Origin of the sequence: Arcicella rigui, from assembly GCF_034929435.1 — a bacterium.
In the GTDB taxonomy this organism is placed as follows: domain Bacteria; phylum Bacteroidota; class Bacteroidia; order Cytophagales; family Spirosomataceae; genus Arcicella; species Arcicella rigui.
Genome location: NZ_JAYFUM010000006.1, coordinates 239,836 through 261,617, shown reverse-complemented (window position 1 = coordinate 261,617; position 21,782 = coordinate 239,836). Strand labels below are relative to the sequence as shown.

Annotated in this window: 16 protein-coding genes; 2 read left to right on the top strand and 14 right to left on the bottom strand. The window is 37.7% G+C overall.

Translation table 11 applies throughout. The features are described from left to right. The 12 genes from VB248_RS06065 to VB248_RS06010 all read right to left on the bottom strand — a co-directional run bounded on the left by VB248_RS06065 (position 1) and on the right by VB248_RS06010 (position 17,089). On the bottom strand, positions 1-174 hold the full coding sequence (locus VB248_RS06065; protein WP_323295852.1) for a hypothetical protein: 174 nt from the start codon (positions 172-174) through the stop codon (positions 1-3). 120 nt (positions 175-294) lie between these two features. Beyond that, the gene (locus VB248_RS06060) at positions 295-1,578 is read right to left on the bottom strand and encodes a hypothetical protein (protein WP_323295851.1); all 1,284 of its coding nucleotides are present in this window, start codon (positions 1,576-1,578) and stop codon (positions 295-297) included. A 90-nt stretch (positions 1,579-1,668) separates the two neighbouring features. Beyond that, positions 1,669-3,096: a DUF1254 domain-containing protein gene (locus VB248_RS06055; protein ID WP_323295850.1), complete on the bottom strand. Its 1,428-nt coding sequence runs from the start codon at positions 3,094-3,096 to the stop codon at positions 1,669-1,671. A 451-nt stretch (positions 3,097-3,547) separates the two neighbouring features. Then, the gene (locus VB248_RS06050) at positions 3,548-5,116 is read right to left on the bottom strand and encodes a RagB/SusD family nutrient uptake outer membrane protein (protein ID WP_323295849.1); all 1,569 of its coding nucleotides are present in this window, start codon (positions 5,114-5,116) and stop codon (positions 3,548-3,550) included. A 120-nt stretch (positions 5,117-5,236) separates the two neighbouring features. Continuing rightward, complete coding sequence (locus VB248_RS06045) at positions 5,237-8,311, bottom strand: SusC/RagA family TonB-linked outer membrane protein (RefSeq protein ID WP_323295848.1); 3,075 nt, start codon at positions 8,309-8,311, stop codon at positions 5,237-5,239. Between the two features lie 216 nt (positions 8,312-8,527). Beyond that, the gene (locus VB248_RS06040) at positions 8,528-9,247 is read right to left on the bottom strand and encodes a rhodanese-like domain-containing protein (protein ID WP_323295847.1); all 720 of its coding nucleotides are present in this window, start codon (positions 9,245-9,247) and stop codon (positions 8,528-8,530) included. Positions 9,248-9,273: 26 nt separating this feature from the next. Next, complete coding sequence (locus tag VB248_RS06035) at positions 9,274-10,173, bottom strand: sterol desaturase family protein (protein ID WP_323295846.1); 900 nt, start codon at positions 10,171-10,173, stop codon at positions 9,274-9,276. A 220-nt stretch (positions 10,174-10,393) separates the two neighbouring features. Next, complete coding sequence (locus VB248_RS06030; RefSeq protein WP_323295845.1) at positions 10,394-10,555, bottom strand: hypothetical protein; 162 nt, start codon at positions 10,553-10,555, stop codon at positions 10,394-10,396. 355 nt (positions 10,556-10,910) lie between these two features. After that, entirely contained in the window at positions 10,911-11,831 is a 921-nt protein-coding gene (locus VB248_RS06025; RefSeq protein ID WP_323295844.1) for a hypothetical protein, read from the bottom strand. A gap of 474 nt (positions 11,832-12,305) precedes the next feature. Further along, on the bottom strand, positions 12,306-13,190 hold the full coding sequence (locus VB248_RS06020) for a formylglycine-generating enzyme family protein (RefSeq protein ID WP_407652875.1): 885 nt from the start codon (positions 13,188-13,190) through the stop codon (positions 12,306-12,308). A 355-nt stretch (positions 13,191-13,545) separates the two neighbouring features. Next, a complete protein-coding gene (locus VB248_RS06015; RefSeq protein WP_323295842.1) occupies positions 13,546-15,174 on the bottom strand; it encodes an arylsulfatase in 1,629 nt (542 codons plus the stop codon). Between the two features lie 310 nt (positions 15,175-15,484). Next, positions 15,485-17,089: an arylsulfatase gene (locus VB248_RS06010; RefSeq protein WP_323295841.1), complete on the bottom strand. Its 1,605-nt coding sequence runs from the start codon at positions 17,087-17,089 to the stop codon at positions 15,485-15,487. Positions 17,090-17,608: 519 nt separating this feature from the next. Between VB248_RS06010 and VB248_RS06005 the strand changes: the two genes are divergently transcribed. Continuing rightward, entirely contained in the window at positions 17,609-18,916 is a 1,308-nt protein-coding gene (locus VB248_RS06005; RefSeq protein WP_323295840.1) for a hypothetical protein, read from the top strand. Here the strand turns inward: VB248_RS06005 and VB248_RS06000 are convergent, their stop codons facing one another. After that, the gene (locus VB248_RS06000) at positions 18,917-19,372 is read right to left on the bottom strand and encodes a MarR family winged helix-turn-helix transcriptional regulator (RefSeq protein WP_323295839.1); all 456 of its coding nucleotides are present in this window, start codon (positions 19,370-19,372) and stop codon (positions 18,917-18,919) included. Continuing rightward, on the bottom strand, positions 19,365-19,802 hold the full coding sequence (locus tag VB248_RS05995) for an EVE domain-containing protein (protein WP_323295838.1): 438 nt from the start codon (positions 19,800-19,802) through the stop codon (positions 19,365-19,367). The genes VB248_RS06000 and VB248_RS05995 overlap by 8 nt, the downstream gene beginning before the upstream one ends. Positions 19,803-20,098: 296 nt before the next feature. Here VB248_RS05995 and VB248_RS05990 point away from each other — a divergent pair, with 296 nt between their 5' ends. Then, the gene (locus VB248_RS05990; RefSeq protein ID WP_323295837.1) at positions 20,099-21,742 is read left to right on the top strand and encodes a TldD/PmbA family protein; all 1,644 of its coding nucleotides are present in this window, start codon (positions 20,099-20,101) and stop codon (positions 21,740-21,742) included. Positions 21,743-21,782: the final 40 nt, after the last annotated feature.

Below are 21,782 nucleotides of genomic sequence, written 5' to 3'. Positions count from 1 at the left end.
TTATCTAATTGTTTTCGATTGACTATTGAGCGAATATTTTTGTGCTTTTAGCCAATTATTTTGTTGTTTTTTCTTGAATAAATCTGGATTACCAAGAGCAGTGATTAATACAATCACTACAATCGGAAATAATCCTATAAATCTTGTTGAAAATGAAGTGATACGTGTTTTCATAGTTATAATATTTAATCTATGGGATAAGTATAATATAAAACATTTGTAAAAACAAATTTTGTCTATCGGTATTCCGTTCAATCAATAAAAAAGCAAACGAAATACCGATATTGTGCTATTCTACTTTTGCAATTCCGCTGTTATAAAGGCTTTTAAAGCATCGGTAATTTCTACTAACAAAGCAGGCGAAGTAGTATTTTCATCATCTGTTTTTACATGATGCAAACGATGTCCATACGCCAAACTGACCAAGTTTTTATAGCCCTTGGCTTGATACAAACTTCCTTCTCCGCCCGGTTTTACAATGCCTTTGTTCGCTGTTGTTCCTTTGCCTTTTCTGGCTTTGATGTTGGCGAAAGACTTTTCAAAGGCATCGGCTACCGATTCATCGTAATAAATGGTACGATTGCCATCTACTTCGTCGGTTAATATCAATTGACCATTTTCTTTTTTCCAAGCTTTGGCGGCAATCGCTGCACCGAGGTGAATCCACAAACGGGTATCTTCTGGCTTGGGAGCAGCTTTTTCGGCAAAAACGTTCGCTCCGTGGTTGTCCAGTTCATGTCCAGAATTTCCTGTAAAAACAAAAGTATAATCTGCAAATTGCGAAGGATTTTTACTTACCCATTCCGCCAAAGCCAACCAAGTAGCCAAGCCCGGCCCACGCTCGCCACCACAAGTAAACCAACCGCTAATGGGCGTTGAAATCACTACATACTTTTTACCATTGCCGATGCGTCCGACAATATCTCTGGCTTCGATGGCTTGACTTTTCCCTTGAATATTTACCGCTATTTCTGAACCAGAAGTAATAGCTGATTGAAATAGGACTGTATCTTTTGATGCTACCTGCCATACTGGAATAGCCCAAGCTTGCGTACTTTCTCTGGTATTGTGGGCTACAATTTCGCCCGTATTGCTTGGCGTAATGGCTAAAATCCCTTTTGCACCCGCTTGAATAAATTTATCTAAATGCTTTTCTATGGCTTCGTTCAATGCTCCGCCTGCTTGTGGGAGTGTCGTTAAAACGAGTTTGCCTTTTACCTCACTGAGGTCTTTTGCTTTGTCGCCATTGACTAAAACTCCATTTTGTGATAGGTTTATTTTTGGACTGACAGGCCAAAGTGGTAACACATCCAATTGCTTTGAACCGATGCTAATATTTCCTTTTTCAAAAAAGAATTGCGTAAGCGGAAACGTAACAAATTCGGTTTTGAAACCCCATTTGTCTAAATCGTTTTTTAGCCATTGCGATGTGGCAAAATCTGTTTTTGTACCTGTGCGATGTTCGCCCAAAGCCACAAATTTTTTGACCGTAGCAAATAAGGCTTCGCCGTCGGTATTCTGAGCAAAAGATATTTGTAAACTGCTCAAAAAGAGTAAGGTACTGAATAGTTTTTTCATAACGTATTGAGTGAATGAGTTGTGAATTGTGAGTTAGTGAATGGGTTGTAGCCTACATTATTTCATAAAACCCATTCACAATTCACTCAGTTACCCATTCGCAATTACTTTCTTTATCGGTGGTTTTTTCCAGTTGCCAGTTTTGAGGTATTCGTCGCTTGCCCAGTAAATTCTTACAGATAAATTAAATGCTTCTTTGGGGGCAGGAAGCCAGTTGTTTTCTTTGTCTTTGCTTGGGGCTTCGTGCTGAATGTAAATATCTAATGAACCATCGGCATTGTATTGGAGGTTGCTTCTATCGCCAATGGCGTAGCGACGAATGGCATTTTCTGCCAAATATCCAGCTTTATCGTACAAGGTAATCGACCAAAAGGCTCGTGCTGGCGGTGTTTTATGTGGCTCGAAATGAATGACATACTTGTTATCTCCGTGCAATGCTTGCCCTTGTTCATCTTGTTGATAGCCTAAATAAACGGCATCTTCTGGCCCTAAAGCTCCCAAACCGAAATAGGCAACGGCGGCTCTTTTCTGGTAATTTGTACCATAATGCCCAATCGTAACGTCTGGTTTACGGTCGTTGTCGTTGGTAAGAATCGTTCTTGCTTTGTCCAAGGCTGCAATGATTTCGGTAGGTAGCTTTTGTAAAGCGGTTTGCGTAGCTGTATCGAAAGTACTCAAACTGAATTTTTCGCCTGCTTTAATACCTATTTTAGCAAATTTCTCTAAAGCTGGTTTATCAGCTTCAAAAGCAGGATTTTTTACTAAAAGCTCATTCAAATACGTAAAATATTCCTCAATGCTTAATTTTTTGAGGGCTTCTACTACGTTTCTTTTCGTTTTTAAAACTTGTGCCGCTTCAGTCGATTCAACCGAATAGGTGACAGAAACAGCAGTAGAAGCAAGGGGTTCTTTTTTCCCTAACTGACTCAAAGGTGTCAATTTCAAACCGTCTTGCAGTTTGCTGACAAAGTTTTTGCCGTCTTCGGGGCTATTCACTTGGATACGTCCGATAATCCAAACCAAGTCGGTTGGGGCTTTTACTTCTTCAATGCCTTTGGGTAATTTTCCTTGCCATTTTGGCCCCGTAATTACGTAGCGTTGGGCTTTTGTACCCGTGGTTCTTTTACCGAAAGAAGCAAAAATGTTTGTCCAAGCATCTTCCAAAGGAAAAACAGCGTAGCGGTCTTGGGTATCTGGAATATCCAAAACGATAGGTTCTGCTCCTAAATCCAAAAATGCCGATGAGTAAAAAGTATCGTTATTGGGACGAACCACCGCCTTGAATGTATGGTCAGGAAAAGCCTTGCTATGGTTAAATTGGTTGGATGTTCTTGTGCCGAATGTTCCTACAAGTCGGGTTAAATCGGTAAGAACCAAGGGCAAACCAAAAATATAAGCCTCTTTTGCTGTGGCAATTACCGAATCGTCGTTGCTGTGCAAACCTTGGGCTTTCAACAAAGAAACCGCCGAGAGGACAAGAGAGCTGGAGATGAATGTTCTTCTATTGATAATGTTCATATTGAATTGTTACTTGTTATTTTATAAATCAACTTGATAAACACGTTTATCAAACGATTAGTAATGTACGAAGCATTGTTTTACTTCATGCGAGTCTTCAAACGATTCTCACGAGCATTGTTTTACTTCATGCGAGTCTTCAAAAGATACTCATGAGCATTGTTTTGATTCATACGAGTCTTCAAATGATGCTTCGGAGTATTCTTTTCATTCATGCGAGTCTTTAAACGATACTCACGAACATTGTTTTACTTCATGCGAGTCTTCAAATGATGCTTCGGAGTATTCTTTTCATTCATGCGAGCATTAAAAAGATACTCCGAAGCATATTTTGATTCAATTGCCTAAAATCGTAAACTCAAGTAATCGTACAAATTTAATTTGTGATTAAAAATCATAAGTTTCTGAAAAATCAAATCACTAATTCACTCAATCACAATTCACTAACTAATTACTTCCAAAGCGTATTTTGCTCCAACTTAGGATTATTGTCGATTTCTGATTGTGGAATCGGATACAAACGGTGCTTGTCGGTAGCGTTTGTTTTTCCTACTTTTTGGAGGTTAGCCACAAATGTACTTTTGCCCGTAGCATCTTTCTGACGAATCAAATCGAACCAACGTTGGTATTCAAATACCAACTCTAAACGACGGTCAAGGTACAAGGCTTCACGGAATTGGTCTTTGGTTAAGCCGGGCTGTAAATCTGGTAATCCTGCTCTACGACGAACACGGTTAAGCGATTTATAAGCCTTGTCGGTTGGACCATTCAATTCGTTTTCAGCTTCGGCATGAATCAACAATACTTCGGCATAGCGAATAATCGCCACATTAGCAGCCGACTCGTTTGTAACAGAAGTAGAGTTCGGGTCCCAAGTTTTGTTGAAAAATGGCGTTGAATCGTTTGGTACGGCTGTATTCACGATTGGTAAACCGTACTTTCTACCATTTGTCGGGCTTGTAAAGCTGGTAACAAAAGTTACTCTTTTTCGCTTGTCAGCAGGTGTATAAAGTTTAAATACACTGAAAAATTTGTCATTTCCAACGGTATAAAAACGTACCATATCGGCATAACCACCCGATAACCCCGGAATACCAGTCAAGATAGAACGAGGGTTTTGGTTATTGCCTTGTAACTGAGCATTCGATTTGAACTGAGCAGAAAAAATATGCTCTTTACCGTTTTTAGTGGCAGGTAAGAACGCATCTGCAAAGTTATCAAACAAGTCATAGCCATAAGTACCCGTTCCGCCATCGGCAGGTGAAAGTACTTCTTCTGCTTTTTTTACGGCATCAGCATAATTTTGGGTAAGATTCAGTGGCTGTGAGGCTTTCGTCAAATACACTTTAGCCAACAACGCTTTGGCTGCTCCTGCCGTAGCACGACCTACATCTGGCGACGAATAGGAGTTAGGTAATGCCGAAGCTGCTTCGGTAAGATCTTTCTCAATTTGAGCATAGACTTCCGTTGAAGGCGATTTGGTAATAGCGTAGTCGCTGGCAGTGACATATTTTTGGTAGCTTGTAATCAAAGGAACATCGCCCCACAAACGAACTACGTTGAAATAATACAAAGCACGCAAGAATTTGGCTTCGGCAATCAAACGAGCTTTTAAAGTGGCATCGAAGTTAATAGTTGGTATTTTTTCGATAGCTACATTGGCTTTTTTGATAGCGGCATAATGCTGTTGCCAAAGCTCATATACACGTAGGTTTGATGACGAGTGAGCCAATACCGCCAATGAACGTACATCGGGGTTGGTTGCTCCTGGTCCTGGGTCTTCGTCATCGCCCGCAAAGTTCATACCCGTGTTAAAGAGCGTATTGTAAGGCGTTTGGATAGATGGTCCACCAGCGTTTAGTAAAAAATAAACAGCATTTACGGCATTAATTGCATCTGTTTGTGTCTTATAATACTGGTCTTCCGAGATAATCGAAGCTGGATTTTCCTTTAAAAACGATTCGCAAGAACTGGCTGTTAGCCCGATACTTGCAAGGGCGATATATTTGAGTACTTTCATGGAATGCTAAATTTAAAATGAGCTTTGAGCCGTTAGCTTTGAGTTATGAGCTTTTTTATTTATTCTTAGAACAATTTCAGCCAAAGCTAAAATCTCATAGCTCATGGCTCATAGCTATGACTAAAATGATACAGATAAACCTACTTGATATGATTTGTTGTTTGGATAAACGCCTTGGTCAACTCCTTTGTTGATAAGCGACTGACCGTTTAAGCTTACTTCTGGGTCAAAGCCTGTATATTTGGTCCAAGTGGCAGCGTTTTGTGCCGAAACATATACTCTTAGGTTTTTCAAATGAGCATTTTTCAAGAATTTAGATGGAAAATTATACCCGAATGAAATGTTCTTCAAACGATAATAAGTGGCATCTTCGATGAATCTATCCGAAATGGTTACGGCTGGGTCTTGGTATGCCGCTTTTACGTCAGTGTTGGTATTGGTTGTTGTCCAACGGTTCAACAAATCACGTGTGGCGTTGGTATAACCTGTACCTAATTCTAAGTTGGCACGGTTGGCATTGTAAATTTTACCGCCTACGTTTGCTTGGAAAAAGATAGACAAATCAAAACCTTTGTAGCTGAAAGTGTTGGTTAAACCTGCTGTAAAGTCTGGTTGGTTTGAAATCACCACACGGTCATAAGCTTGGCTGATTACACCGTCAGGAACGCCGTTTGGTCCACTGATGTCTTTATATTTTTGTCCACCAGCACTTTTGTTAGCTTGTGGTGTTAATGGAGTATCGCCACTTTGAATAACGCCATCGGTTTGATACACAATAAACGAGCCTACTGGATAGCCCACTTTGGCAATAGAAGGCGAAGAAATAGAAGGAATAATTTGCGTTACACCATCGCCCAAGCTTAGGATTTCATTGGTATTTTTTGAGTAAACCAAAGTTGTGTTCCATTTCAAGTCTTTATTGTCGATGGTATGAGAGTTGATGTAAAGTTCATACCCTTTGTTCGATACCGCACCGATATTTTGGTAAATCGTTGAAGCTTGACCGTTATAAAAATCAGACAAACCTGATGTACCCGGTACAGTACGAGTCAACAACAAATCGGTGGTTTTTTTGTAATAATAATCAGCAACTAAAGTAATACGGTTGTTGAATAAACCCACGTCGATACCAGTATCCACTTGGAAGGTTTTTTCCCAGCCTAAGTTCGGATTCGGAACGGTGTTTGGAGCATAGCCTGAAACCGTCGTGTTTGAGAAGTTGTAACGGAAGTAAGCCAATTGCGATAACGATTGATAAGCTGGAATACTTTGGTTTCCTGTCGAACCTGCACTCAAACGTAGTTTTAAATTGGTTACTTTATTTGATTGTTGCCAGAATTTTTCATTACTGATGTTCCAACCAAATGCTGCCGAAGGGAAATAACCCCATTTGTTACCATCACCAAATTTCGATGAACCATCAGCACGCAAGGTAAACGTAAATAAGTAGCGGTCGTCATAAGCATAGTTTACACGACCCAAGTACGATGCCAAAGCCCAGTCGTTGGCATAAGAGCGAGGTGTACGGTTGGTGATACCAGTTCCTAAGTTATTGTATGAAAACGCATCCGTTGCAAAACCTGCTGCCTCAGCAACTGTTCCTTCGGTATTTGATTGCTGTGCCGTAAAACCTAAAATAGCATTTAATTTACCTTTTTGTCCCAATTGTTTCTCATACGCTAACGTATTTTCATTCAACCAGTTAGTTGTGAAAACAGAACCTACGGTAGCCAAACCACTTAGGGATTGTCCTTCTGCTGTGGTACTTGGTAAGTAGCGGTTTTGTTTGTTGTCAACAAGGTCGATACCGAATAAAACTTTCAATTTCAAGCCTTCAATCAATGTCAATTCTCCTGCTACGTTTCCTAAAATACGGCTCGTTTTGGTTTCGTTCAACTGATTGTACAAAGAGTTGATAGGGTTTTGCAAGGCAGATTCAAACGGACTCAATACTACAAAAGAACCGTCAGTTCTATACACTGGCAAGGATGGAGGCGTAAGTAATAAGTTGCCCACAATCGCCGCAGGTGCTACATTCGATTTGGTATAACTTGTAACTAAACTTGAAGTAATTTTGAAGTTTTTGCTGTAATCGTGGTCTAAAGCAAAACGACCTGAGTAACGCACAAAGTCGGTATTTTGTAAAACCCCATCTTGTTTGAGGTAGTTACCCGAAACTGATAAACGAGTTTTGTCGCTACCAGACAAAATCGAAAGACTATGGCTTTGAATACCAGCTTTGCGGAAAGCTGCAGCTTGCCAGTCTGTACCAACGCCCGAAGTATCTAAAGTATAGCCAGAAACGCTTGGTAAAGAAGTAGTTTTTCCTGAATTTTTAGCCGCATCTTTACGCAAAGCCCACCATTCTCCTGCATTCAATAAAGGAATAGTACGAATCACTTCTTGCACACCGTAGTAGGCATCATAATTGATAACCGACTTACCTTTTGTACCATTTTTTGTCGTAATGATTACAACACCATTTGCTCCACGAGAACCATAAATGGCTGTTGCCGAAGCATCTTTTAATACATCAATTGATTCAATATCAGCCGTGTTTAAAGTCGATAAAGGGTTGATTTTAGAACCATCAGTTACACCTGCATCGTTCAACGAGTAGTCGTTGTTGATAGGGAAACCGTCGATTACATACAATGGGTCAGAGCCAGCCGTGATAGAGTTATTACCACGAATTTGTACACTTACACCACCACCGGGTTGTCCAGAAGTTTGTGTAACAATTGCCCCAGCAATAGAGCCTTGCAATAAGCGTTCAACCGAAACTACTGGTTGTGATTTGATTTCTAAAGGCACAGAGGCAATCGAACCTGTAATGTCGCTTCTTTTTTGAGTACCGTAGCCTACAACAATGACTTCATCCAAACGCTGACCTTTCGATTCAAGTAAGGAAATGGTTAGATTTTCAAATTCTACCACTTCAATTTCTTTCTTTTTATAGCCAACAAAAGTAGTGACAATTGTGAAGGGAGGTTTTGTACTTGTTTTTAATACAAACTTTCCGTTTGCATCTGTTGTAACACCTACTGACGTTCCTTTTATAGCAATGGCAGCACCAATAATGGGTTCTTTCGTCCTTGAATCTATCACTTTACCTGATATTTGTTGAGCTTTTGCCCCAACGGCTGTTAGGACTATGGACAACAAAAAGAATAATTTAAGTAATTTGTTTTTCATGTTTACTCTATGGATTATATATACTAAATATTAAATACTTGTAAAGACAGCGTTAAGCCTCAAGCTTTCGCTATCAGTTGAACAATAAAAAGAGGGTTCTATATTGAAATATTGATACTGGAGTAATGACAAAAAAGAATGTTAGCTAAAGAGCGTTGGATTTGAACAATCATCTAAGAAATAGAGCTAATCTTAGATGATTGTCAGAAGAAAATACTACAATGCTTGTGCTAAAGCAGTATCTAAAACACCTTTTAATTCCACAATTCCACTTTTTTTCAAACTGATATTACCTTGTTTGTACAAGATTATATAAGGAAACGAAGTTACTGTTTTGAGGGAAGCTATTAACTGTGGGCTATCTTCCAATTCGATTTCCACAATTTTCAAGGCTTCGCCATGTTCTTTTTTCAAAGACTCTAAAATTGGTTTTACTTTCTTGCATGAACCGCAATATTTTGAACCAATGTCCACTAAAACTACTTTGTTTGAAGCCAGAATCTTGTTGTATTCTGCCAAAGTAAGTCCTTTTTTGGCGGTTGTGAAGACAGGTTTTCCGCTTCCTACCCAAGCTCCAATGCCACCGTCCAACACATATACTTCTTTGAAACCTTTAGTGCCTAAATCTTTTGCTAAAGCTACACTTCTGCCATTGGCAATTGAGTACACAAAAACAGGTTGATTTGGATTTAATTTCTCTACAAACTGACTGTAAGTAGCGTCTTGTAAATTCACGTTTACAGCTCCATTTACATGATTGAGTGCAAATTCTTCTGCACTTCGTGCGTCGATGATTTGGGCTTTTTGTTGTTGCTCAATTTTTGAAGCAAACAAATCTGCCGAAATCCAATTCTTTTTATCATTTTCATTCGTCTGAGCGAATATGCTGGTACTTAGCATCAAGCTAAGTACGATTAATTGTAATTTTCTAAGCATGGTTAGTTTTATTTTTTTGCCTGAGTTTATGCGTACTTCAATGCCAATTCTGGTTCTGGTTCTTCGTCTGCTACTTCTGGGCCATTGGCTGAAAGTTCGCTTCCTTCTTTTTTAGATTTAAAAATTGGCCATAATAATTGTGCGTACCATTCTTCTCCTTTATAATTTTTCACACCGTAGCCTGATGGATATTGTCTGGTAATCAAGGCAGTACCGAAAATTATATCCCACAAAAAGAACATATTGCCGAAGTTTCCTTTGTAATAACCTACTCCATCGTCTGTTGAGTCTGCATGGTGTGCATGGTGTGTTGCTGGGGTAGAAATAGTACGTTCTAAAACCCATGCAATTGGATGTAAGAATTTGTTTGTATAAAATGGCTTATCCCAAGGAATACTCGAATGTGCCGCTAAAGTAATCAGCGATTTTAAACCTTTTACAAATAAGGCTGGATAACCTAAACCCAAATAAACCAATGTAGTGGTTAGGTAAATCTGAGAGAAGAAAATGGTATAAATAATGTTTTGTCTTGATGCCATCGCCATTCCCATGTACGGAGCTGAGTGGTGAGTACGGTGAAAACGCCACATAAAAGGTACTTGGTGGTGAAGGCGGTGATACCAATATTGTGTTAAATCATCATAAATCGCAATGATCAATGCACCGAATGCAAAGGGAATCCAAGCGAATTCATTTTTGGCATTTGGTAGAATGATTGGCAACACTTTCAACCCAAAGTAAGCTACTGTTGGACCAATTACTAATTTGGGCAAAGTATAACAAGCAATGTCTAATAGTTTTTCATTAGTATTCCATCTTTTTCCATAAAGACCTAATGAAAACTCGGCAATGCCTAATACAATTGTGATGGCTACAAAGCCCCAACCATTAAGGTTATTGAATACTGCTTCTAAAAAATGTACCATTTTGTGTTATTTTAAAAGGTAAAATGCGATTTATCTTATTAGCTTTCTTTCGTCAGCTATGAACTTGAGTGACTATAAAAAACAATCTTTTACTACTTTAAGTATATAGTTTTAATAGATTAAAAAGGTGTGAACCATTTATTTTTACAAGAAATAAGGAAAATACCTAAGGTTATGAATGAAAGTATTTTATATCAATGTTTCCATCCATAGCACTTATTTATTTCTTTAAATTTTCAATGGTTTTGGTGGTTTTCAGCCACGGTTTTTCACCTTTATAATGAAACCAACCCAGTAATAAAACAACAGGAAGGGCATAAATAAAGATACTAATACTTGCGTCTCGAAGGATTCTTCGAGTAAGCGTTTTGTCAATTGCCATGATTTTAAGCGAATGTTTTTGGGAGAGATAAAGATTTATTTTAGAATGTATTCCAGTAATAAAATACCGCCTCGAAGTACTGTAAGAGGAATAGTGAATACAAGTATGCTGATAAAAATCTTTTTACCAAGAATACCAAAGTCTTTGAATGTCATTTTGTATATGTTTTGATATAATACTATTTAGGTTTTGGGTACTCACTATCCGCTGTGGTTAGTACTTTACGAAAGCTTGTAAATGTAGATTTTGGAAAAGAGTAAATCATTTTTCTCAGATTCCGAAATCCCAATCACATCAGTATTTAAACCTTCGTAGCAGCTAACCTTGCTTGGATAGTGAGCCAGATGGAAAAGGGTTATTTGTTTACTTTGTAAGTACTGTTTGAATCCAAATAGGCACTTTTATTATCGTTGTCAGCACCTAATCCAATGAAACCAAATTCTTTTACAAAAGCTTGTCCTTCGTGTTGAGTCCAATTCACAAAGCGTTTCAATTCTGTATTTTCAGTACTTTTATTCGTGATAAAATACACGTTTTCTGTTGGAATCGCCTGAGTATTTGGATTTTTCTCAATATATGAAATCAACCGGTCGAGATTGCTATAAATTTGTTCTTCTTTGTCTAATTTCCCGTTGCTGTTAAGGTCAATAGGGAAGATGGCAAAGTCCTTCAAAGGCTCACGAGTTTGTAAATTGTACAAGTAACCTAAGTTGTTATACGTAATGCCATTTGGGTCTTTTTTGATGGCTTCTAATAAATTCTTGTCATCGCCAGTGATTCCCTTTCCTACAATATTTTCAGCATCGTCGCCAAGGTATTTAGCAAATGAAATTGAAGAACAAACTTTGCTGGCACGAGTATAAACTTGATATTTTGGTGCGTCTTTGTCTTGTTCTAAAGCATCTTCAGGGTCTTCCAAAAAGTACTTTTTCAATTCTTCTTTTTTAACGCCTTTTTTCAAAGCTTTTTCAGCCAATGGCGTACTCGGATTACCAACTGGCAAAAGAGCAAATCGGCTTACGGGAGTAATAATTTTTTCATCTCCAAAAGCAGAAGGCTCAGCACGGTAGGCAATAATCTGAATGGTAACAGGGTCGCCTGTTTTGCTGGCTAATTGTACATCCGCTTTTGGATATGTTTTTTTATACTCAGTAATCCATTTTTCAATAAGTGGGTAAGTAAAGCGTGTTCCGCCGATATTTACTTTAGCGTTTTCTTGTGCTTGGGTCGCAAAAGTACCCAATAAGAGGATGAGGCCTGTTAATTGTGCTTTCATTTTTGGTCGTCTTTTTACGGTAAACTAAAATTAAAATAGTAGTTCAACTGATTAAACATACAAGTACTCAGAGCCATGAAATCAAAGCTATTGAAATCTTGTAAGGATTAAAAAAATAGTAATATTTGTGAATTTTGGCTATCGACAACAACAGCAAAGAAGGGAAGCAAGAGATTGAACCACCTTGTTTGACAAGTTGTTACCATTATTTTTTGAGCAATTCATATAGTTTTTGCTAAATTATGTATGGAAAATTTCATCATCATAACCTGTTGGTGGCTAACAAGTAGGATGATTATTATCAATTATAAGTCTATAATTTCGATAGACAAAGATGGTTATTTAATTTTAAAATACCAAATGTTTTCAGCAAATTATTCAATGATTTTTTTACAATTTGCTGAAAATCAATCTTGTAGTAAATAAATTGTTGGAAAAACACAATTTCGTCTGCAATCAGTAATAATGAATACCTTAGTTTTTATCTTTCACACATCTAAAACCTAAATTATTACTGGCACTACTGGTTTCTCCTTTTCCTCTACTTCCAGCTACATATCGCACACAGTATTGGTCGCTACACAAAAATGAACCGCCTCTTTGTACGTGTTTTACCACATTGGGTTCTTCGGGGTCATAACTTGTACTTGGGCCTTTGGGGTTGAGTTTCGGACTATTTCTGTAATAATCTGGGCGATACAAATCGCTACACCATTCCCAAACATTTCCGTCCATATCGTATAATTGATAAGGGTTTTTCGGGAAAGTTTTTACTGGCGATACCTCTTTGTATCCGTCTTCTACGGTATTACCAGCAGGGAAATTTCCCTGAAAAATATTAGCAATCCATTTGTTATTGGGTTTCAGAACATTCCCCCAATAATATCTGCTGTTGGCTCTGCCACCTCTTGCGGCAAATTCCCATTCGGCTTCTGTGGGTAAACGTTTGCCTGCCCACTTGGCATAAGCGACGGCATCTTCATAACAAACTTGTACGACAGGTTCGTTCTCGTGTCCTTTGATAGTACTTTTCGGCCCTTTGGGATGTTTCCAATTAGCACCTGCTACGTATTTCCACCATTGTAAATGGTTATCCAAACCTACATTTTCAGTCGGTGGGGTAAAAACCGCTGAACCCGGTACTAAATTTTCGATAGGTACGCCCGGATAATCTACTGGATTGAGCGGACGCTCGGCTACGGTTTTGTAACCTGTTGCTTTTACAAATTTCTCGAATTCGGCATTGGTTACTTCGTGTTCATCCATCAAAAATGCCTTTACCGTTACGGTATGTTTGGGTTGGGCATCTGGATATTCGTCTGTTCCCATCACAAAAGTGCCTCCCGGTATTTCTACCATGTGTTGAAGGTCAGCTACTTTAGTTGAAGCCGTAGTTGTTTTATCGTTGGCGAATTTATTTCTTACAAAAGTCGGACTCTTTACTTTACAAACGGTAACTTTCTCGCCAACGCTTGGGTTTTGTTGAACCGCTTGGGCATTTCCATTTGAAATCATCCAAACGAATCCACCGATTCCTAAAATGCTATAAATTACTTTTTTCATATTGTAATAGCTTTGAGCAATGAGCTTTGAGATTTAATTATGAATTTTGAATTAAAACTATAATTCAAAAAATCATTCATTTTTAAGATTCTACATCTGAGTTTTTCGGTAAAAATACGTTTAAATTTTACTTCAAAGCTCCTTGCTATTTTTATTTACTTTTTCTTACTGGCAAAAGTGGTGTGGCTGGCTTGATATTGTCATAATCAACTACGCCATTTTGGGCTGCCCATTTGAAATAGTCGTTTGAAAGAGCATCTACGACCAAAGGAAATATCGATGCTACATTTTGGGTTTCGCTTCTATCTTTCTCAATATCAAATAATTGCCATTGATAAGAGGGATAAATTGAAACCAATTTCCACTTACCTTTTCTTACAGCTCTGTTGCCAGCTCTTTCCCAGAAAATCCCTTCTTCTCTTTGTAATTCTTTGTTTTCAAAGAGTAAATTGGTTAAACTTTTTCCGGGTAATGGGTTGGTTTTTACGCCATTGAATGTTTCTGGATACTTTGCTTCTGCCAATTCGTAAAAAGTAGGAGCTAAGTCAATTAAGTGAGCCGTTCCTTTATTGATACTTCCCGCTTTGATTTTTTTAGGAAACCAAGCAATAAATGGCGAGCTAATGCCACCTTCAAAAGCAAAAGATTTGAATGAACGAAAAGGTGAATTGGATAAGAATGACCAGTTTTTGCCTTGCGATTCAAAAGAGCCAGAAGTACCTACTGGACCAGAATTTTTCCCAACTTTATCGCCCCAATGTGCTACGTCTTCGGCGGGAGCTCCGTTGTCCGAAATAAAAACAATCAGCGTGTTTTCGTCTTGTTTTAGTTCCTTCAAAGTAGCTAATAACTTACCAATTCCTTGGTCAACTCTGTCCAACATGGCGGCATATACTTCCATTTTGGCTTTCCAAAGTTGTTTTTCGTCATAAGTCAAATTATCCCAATCTGGAATCTCAGCATCTTTTTCGGCAATACTTTGTTTTTCGTCCAAAAGTCCCAAAGCCTTTAATTTTTCTAAACGCTTTTTTCTGAGAGCGTCCCAACCTGCATCGTATTTTCCTTTGTACTTAGCAATATCTTCGGGCAAAGCTTGTAAAGGCCAATGCGGAGCAGTATAAGCTAAGTACAAAAAGAATGGTTTTTCACTTTTGTTTTGTTCGCTAATAAATTTGATAGCATGATTGGTTACTTCATCCGTGAAATAATAAGAGTTCGGTTTTGGGTGAATTTGTTGATTATTTTCAATCAATGCTACTGGATAGGGTTTTCCGAGTGGAATGTCTTCTGCATCAAAATAGTTAGCTCCGCCACCCAAAATTCCATAGAATTGGTCGAAACCTCTTTGGGTTGGCCACACAGATTTGTCTTTGCCCACGTGCCATTTCCCTGAAAGAAAAGTATTGTATCCTGCGGTTTTCAGTACTTCGCCAAAGGTTAAAGATTCTTTGTTTAAAAATCCTTGATAAGGCGGTAAGCCCAAATCAATATCGAAATAACCGACACCTGCTTTGTGCGGATATTGTCCCGTAATCAAAGAGGCACGAGTAGGAGCACAGATAGAATTATTATAAAATTCTTTCAGTCTGATTCCCTCAAAAGCTAATTTATCAATATTAGGCGTGTTGATTTCTGAACCATACGCACCGAGGTCTGAGTAACCCATGTCGTCCACCATTACTAAAATGATGTTGGGCTTTTGGGTTTGGGCAAAAGTATTGGGAATGGATAAACTTAGTCCAAGTAAAAGGCTTATCCAAGTAAATGATTTATTTTTCATAAGAATGATTATTCTAAATTATAGTCTTAAAAATTTGTAATTAAATGTGGAAATTTTGACACTTTAAATCCTTACAAATATTAATAGTTGTTCTCATGTTACAGTTCTTACTTTTCTTGTCTTGACACAAGAAAAGTAACCGAAGCGTCGGTCGCAAAAGAAAGTCAAGAAATTCCGAATCGCATCGGCGAACCGACTCGCTTCGCTCAAACAGCGGAATTTCAAAAATGCTTACGCTAACAAGATTCGTGAATTTTTCAAAAACAAGTAATAAAAAGCTAAAGGCTCAAAGCTCAGAGCTTAAAACTCCCTAAAATCTCGTACCGTTGCCAATTTGAACGGCTGGTTTGATTTTCTCGTAATTTTCTACATTATTTTTCTTTGCCCAAGCTTCATATTCGGCAATGAGTGCTTTTACGATTTCTGGATTTTTAGCAGATACATCTGTGGTTTCGCCTCTGTCGGCATCTAAATCGTAGAGTTCCCATCTTTTTTCTGGATAAGTAGAAACTAATTTCCATTGACCTTTTCTTACAGCTCTGTTGCCACCACGTTCCCAGAAAATGGGCTGTTCACGGTTTAATGCTGAACCTTCTAATAAAACATTTTTCAAACTTACACCTGCTAATGAATTGGTTTTTAGTCCATTATAATTTTCTGGATATTTTGCACCTGCAAAATCATAAAAAGTTGGAGCTAAGTCGATTAAATGTCCAGTTCCACGAGCGATACTTCCTGCTTTGATTTTTTTAGGAAACCAAGCAATGAATGGCGAGCTGATTCCACCTTCATGGAAATTATTTTTGTACGAACGGAATGGCGTATTCGACAACGAAGCCCAGCTTTGGTCTTGATACTCATACGAACCTGCTGAACCAATTGGTCCAGAATTTCTCGGACGTTTTCTGCCTAAAGGTGCATAACCGCCCTGAGCTCCATTGTCTGAAATAAATACGATTAAAGTATTTTCATCTTTTTTCAATTCCTTCAATTTGGCGACTACTCTACCAATATTTTGGTCAACTCTGTCGAGCATGGCAGCGTAAACTTCCATTTTTCTCTGCCATAATTGTTGTTCGTCATAAGTAAAAGCGTCCCAGTGCGGTACGTCTTCATCACGAGTAGCGATGGGATGTTTTGGGTCAACCAAGCCCAAAGCGATTTGTTTTTGGTGGCGAATCGTTCTTAGCGAATCCCAACCTAAAGCATATTTTCCTCGATACTTGGCAATGTCTTCGGGCAAAGCTTGCAAAGGCCAGTGCGGAGCGTTGTAGGCTAAGTACAAGAAAAACGGTTTCTGCGTTTTTTGTTGCTCGTCAATAAATGAAAGTGCTTTATCCGTAATGGTATTTGTCAAATACTCGCCTTCCTTTAAAGTAATTCTTTTGTTGTTTTCAACCAATTCAACAGGAACATCTTTAGGGTCTGCGTAAAAATTACTTGCTCCACCGATAAAACCGTAGAATTTATCAAAACCTCTTTGGTTTGGCCAATACAAACTATCGTTTCCCACGTGCCATTTTCCCGAAAGAAAAGTATTGTAACCTGCCGTTTTGAGTACTTCGCCAAAGGTCAAAGATTCTTTATTTAAAAAACCTTGATAAGCGGGCAAACCTAAATTTACATTGAAATAACCAACTCCTGCTTTGTGCGGATATTGACCTGTAATTAAAGAGGCACGAGTAGGAGCACAAATGGAATTATTGTAAAACTCTTTCAATCGGATGCCTTCAAAGGCTAATTTATCAATGTTTGGCGTACTGATTTCTGAACCATAAGCACCGATGTCTGAATAGCCCATGTCGTCCACCATGATTAAAATGATATTAGGCGGATTGTTACTTTTTTTCTTTTGTCCGAAGGAAGAAAAACCTACCGAAAAAAGACTTAATAAAAGGATTAATTTGATTTTCATGTAATATAATTCTATTTAAACTATGGATTAAATTCCATTAAATGATTTCAATTTTAAGAAAATCGTTTAAGGAAAATTTAAAAAAATAGACAGAGTTTTTGCCATCGTTTTTAGCAACAACAGCAAGCATGAAGCATTGAAAAATTGGAGAGTTCCACCATAAAAAATCCATTACGACATTTCTGAAAAATGCGTAGTTCAGCTAAGTTCATCATAAAAAAATACTAATTTTTATTTTACTTATGTTGGTGGCTAACAGAAGTAAAGGATTGAAATTATATAAGTCTATAATTTCGATAGGCAAAGATGGTTTATTGCTTTTGATTAAGCAAATTTTTTCTAATTTTTTCACCTAACTTCCACTTTCATAGCAGTAAAGTGAAGTATTTGATTGGATGAATATCACAATTCAAGTTGGTTAAGTACTGAGCCGATAGAATCTTTAAGACAATATTATTATATAGATTTAACGATTAATTACTAAATTAGAGGAATTCTTCAATTCAATATATATAAACTATGGACTTGCTCTCCAAGGGTAAACCTTCATTTAACATCAAAATTACGGTTATAAATGTATATTACATCCTTTGTAGTATTTTTGGCGTAAACCTCATTTTTTTGGGAGGTACGTGGCTGAGTAAAAGTGGGATTCTTGCAAATGCTTCATTTTCAACTCAATTTATAGTCGTTCAATTCAATCTTTTAGAAGAGAACGTCACCGCATCGTGGTACTCGTCGATGCTCTATTTTATTACGGGAATCATTGCTTTTTTTTGTTACTTAATAGATAGCCAAAAGGCTAAAAATTGGAGTGACAAAAGCTTGAATGCGTTTTGGCTTGTAGTGGCAAGTATTTTTTTTCTATTGTCTTTTGATGAAATGGGTACTTTCCATGAAGTAATCGGGGCTGCAAGTTTTATGAAAAAGTTAGGAGAAGGCGATAATACAGGTTGGTTTGTTTTTCATACTTCGAGTACTGTGGTTGGTGTCCTTTTAAGTATTTTTATTTTCTTAAAATTCAAACAATATCCTTTTCTTTTAGCCATCAACCTTTTGGCGGTATTGCTACTTTTAAGCAGTCCTTTACAAGAACAATTTGAATTGAACTTGTGGCGAAGTTCGCTAAACCAAGAAACTTGGAAAAGACCTTTGATACTCATCATTATTGAGAAAGGTACTGAAACTTTTGCGTCTTTCTTTTTTTTGTACACATTTGTCATGTACCTAAAAAAGAAAACCAAAATTATGTACATGGGAAAAGCGATGTTGAGTATGGATTTTACTTTTATCAAATATTTCCCCATATACTTAATTGCCTTACTGATAGCACTTGGTGTATTGATGTTGCTTACTTTTTACTTTCCTTGGAACGTATCAGGAAGAAGTTACTTTGGTTTGCCACAAAACTGGTTTCCTGCCATTGTAAGTATTTATTGTAGTTTTATAAGTCTCTATTTTGAAATTTCCTTTAAAAAGAAATTGGGTTTTCTTCGTAGCATTTACCTCGTATTGGCAGTGTTAAGTATCTTGTCGTCTGCATATTTTGGGTCAAATCTCTATTATTACAGAGCTACTCAATTAGATCAAATTCGTTTACTTATTTTAGGAGCAAACTTAGTTTTGGGTATTATCTTAATCATTGAATTCAACGGAAGTACTATCAAAAAATTCCTTTCTGCTTGGTTGATTATTTTTATAATTTCGCTTTTGTTTCCTCCCGGATTTTATACAACTTTCTTGGCATACATCGCTTATGCTTGTTTGTTGATTGCCCTGTACTTACATTTCCAACGACTTCTTTATTTAAGAGATAATTACGAATAACTATTGATTTTCTGAAATCAGCACAAGCATATTTTTATTAAAAGAACTTGTTTCAAGATTCAGTGCTGAGAAAAACTCAATATCTACTTGTTCAACCAAAACTAAAGCTTTTTGAAGCACGATAGCTCCCTTTTCGCTGAGGCTGATGGCTTTTGCACGAGTATCAGTTTCATGTTCTTTACGTGTAATTAGTCCTTTTTCTTGTAAAGTTCTCAGCACTTTCGAGACCATCATTCGGTCGGTTTTGCTATGATTGGCAATTTCAATTTGTGTAACTATACTTTGACTTTTAGAAAGCCAAGCCAAAGAAGCCAACAGCACAAACTGCGTATGCGTAAGGTCGATTGTATCTAATTGACGCTTGATTTTGCGTTGCCAAAGTGTCGTTACTTGCCAAAGTAAATAGCCAGAACTCTCTTCGGCTGTATCGAAATGGAAGTGTATAGAATCAGACATATTCTTTTGTGTGAAGCATTTTAGATGAAATAACTTGAAAATCATGCTCATTGATTTCAAAGAAACCAAAACGGAAGGGATAACCCCAACTTTTTTTGTTTTGAATAAAGTCCAAATCGTTGATTAATGGTAAAATTGAAAGGTCTTGATGTTCAAAAAAAGTAATGTTTCTTCTACTCGGACAAAAGTCTGGCGACATTTGAAATTGATATACTTCATCGTCCTTTACTTGACCGATAGCCGTAAATTCTTGGCATTTTTCTTCTTTACCCAAAACCAATTTTCCAGAATAATAAAGAATAAAATCTCCCTTTTTCATTCTTCTCAAAGGCGAAGCTTTTCCGTGACAAGCCTGTGCAAAACCTTCGGCAATGCCATTTTTAACATGGTCTTTCGAGGCAACAATTACCCAATATTTTGTTTTGTTCATGGTTTTGATATTTAGTTGTCACAAATATAGTAGTTATGACTACAATTGTGAAATATCATTAATTTTATTTTCAGTAAGATTTTTTTTAAGTGTCATTAATTTTCAAACAGAATTAAAAATGTTACAGATGTCGATAAACTAATGCCTTTGGTCGAATAAAGTCATGCTTTGTGGACTTTTATTTACTATTTTTAGATTGTGCTGATTTAACAAATAGATAATGTGTCAGAAATAATGTTATTTTTGTTAAAGTCATTTACCTCCATTTATTTTAACTTCAATCAACAAACCCCAATATGAATAGAAGGGATTTTATCCAATTGTCTGGTATGGGCTTGGGAGCTGTCATGGGTTCGTCCATTCCTGTCTTGGGAAATGTAGTCACCGCAGAACGCTTACTTGAACCTGCCGCAGATGTTGCTTTCAAAAAAAGAATGGCCGACATCGCCCTCAATGCCACAAAATCTCGTGGAGCTACTTATACAGATGTACGTATCGGTAGATATTTACAACAATTTTTATTTACTCGTGAAAACAAGGTTCAAAACATTGTCAATGCCGAATCTTATGGTGTAGGTATTCGTGTAATTGCCAATGGAACTTGGGGCTTTTCGGCTACGAGCGATGTTACGCCAGAGGGAATTGCCAAATGTGCAGAAACAGCAGTAGCCATTGCCAAAGCGAACGCCAAAATTCAGAAAGAGCCTGTAATTCTTGCTCCGCAAAAAGGCGTAGGCGAAGTTGCTTGGAAAACGCCTATCAAGAAAAATGCTTTTGAAGTACCTGTGCAAGAGAAAATAGATTTACTAATGAAAGTAAACAGCGAAGCAATGAAAAATGGTGCTGGCTTTGTTACTTCCAATCTATTTTTTGTGAATGAACAAAAGTATTTTGCTTCTTCGGATGGTTCATACATCGACCAAGATGTTCACCGTATTTGGCCAACTTTTACGGTCACAGCGGTTGATAAAGCGGCTGGAAAGTTTAAAACTCGTGATGCCATCAGTTCGCCAATGGGTATGGGCTATGAGTATTTGGATGGTTTGGCAAGTGAAAAAATTGCCGCTCCGAATGGTTTGATTGGTTACAGAAATTCTTATGACATGGTTGAAGATGCCATCATGGCGTCTAAGCAGGCTAAAGAAAAACTTACGGCAAAATCGGTATTGGCAGGAAAGTACGACTTGGTACTTGACCCCAACCACTTGGGCTTAACTATTCACGAATCGGTAGGTCACCCGACTGAACTCGACCGTGTTTTGGGTTATGAAGCCAATTATGCAGGTACAAGTTTTGCCACTTTGGATAAATGGAAAACCAAAGCTTTCAATTATGGAAGTAAAGAAGTAAACATTGTAGCCGACAAAACACAGCCTTATACTTTAGGAACGGTTGGTTATGACGACGAAGGCGTGCCTTGTAAAGAATGGGATTTAATCAAGGATGGAATTTTGGTGAATTACCAAGCCATTCGTGACCAAGTGAATATTTTAGGTGAAAATGCTTCACATGGCTGTTGTTATGCCGACAACTGGAATTCGGTTCAATTCCAAAGAATGCCAAACGTGTCTTTGCGTCCCGGAAAAGAAAAGCTAAGTGTTTTTGACATGATTAAAGGTGTTGAAAAAGGCATTTATATTATTGGGCGTGGTTCGTATTCGATTGACCAACAGCGTTATAATTTCCAATTCGGCGGTCAGTTGTTTTATGAAATCAAAAACGGACAAATCGTTGGAATGCTCGACGACGTAGCTTATCAATCAAATACACAAGAATTCTGGAATTCATGTGTACAGATTTGTGATAAAGACGATTACCGTACTTTTGGTTCGTTCTTCGATGGTAAAGGACAGCCTTCACAAGTAAGTGCTGTTTCGCATGGAAGTGCTACCACACGTTTCAATGGCGTAAATGTGATTAACACAGGACGTAAAATATAGCTCAGAGCTGTAAGCTTTGAGCCATGAGTTTTACTCGTTG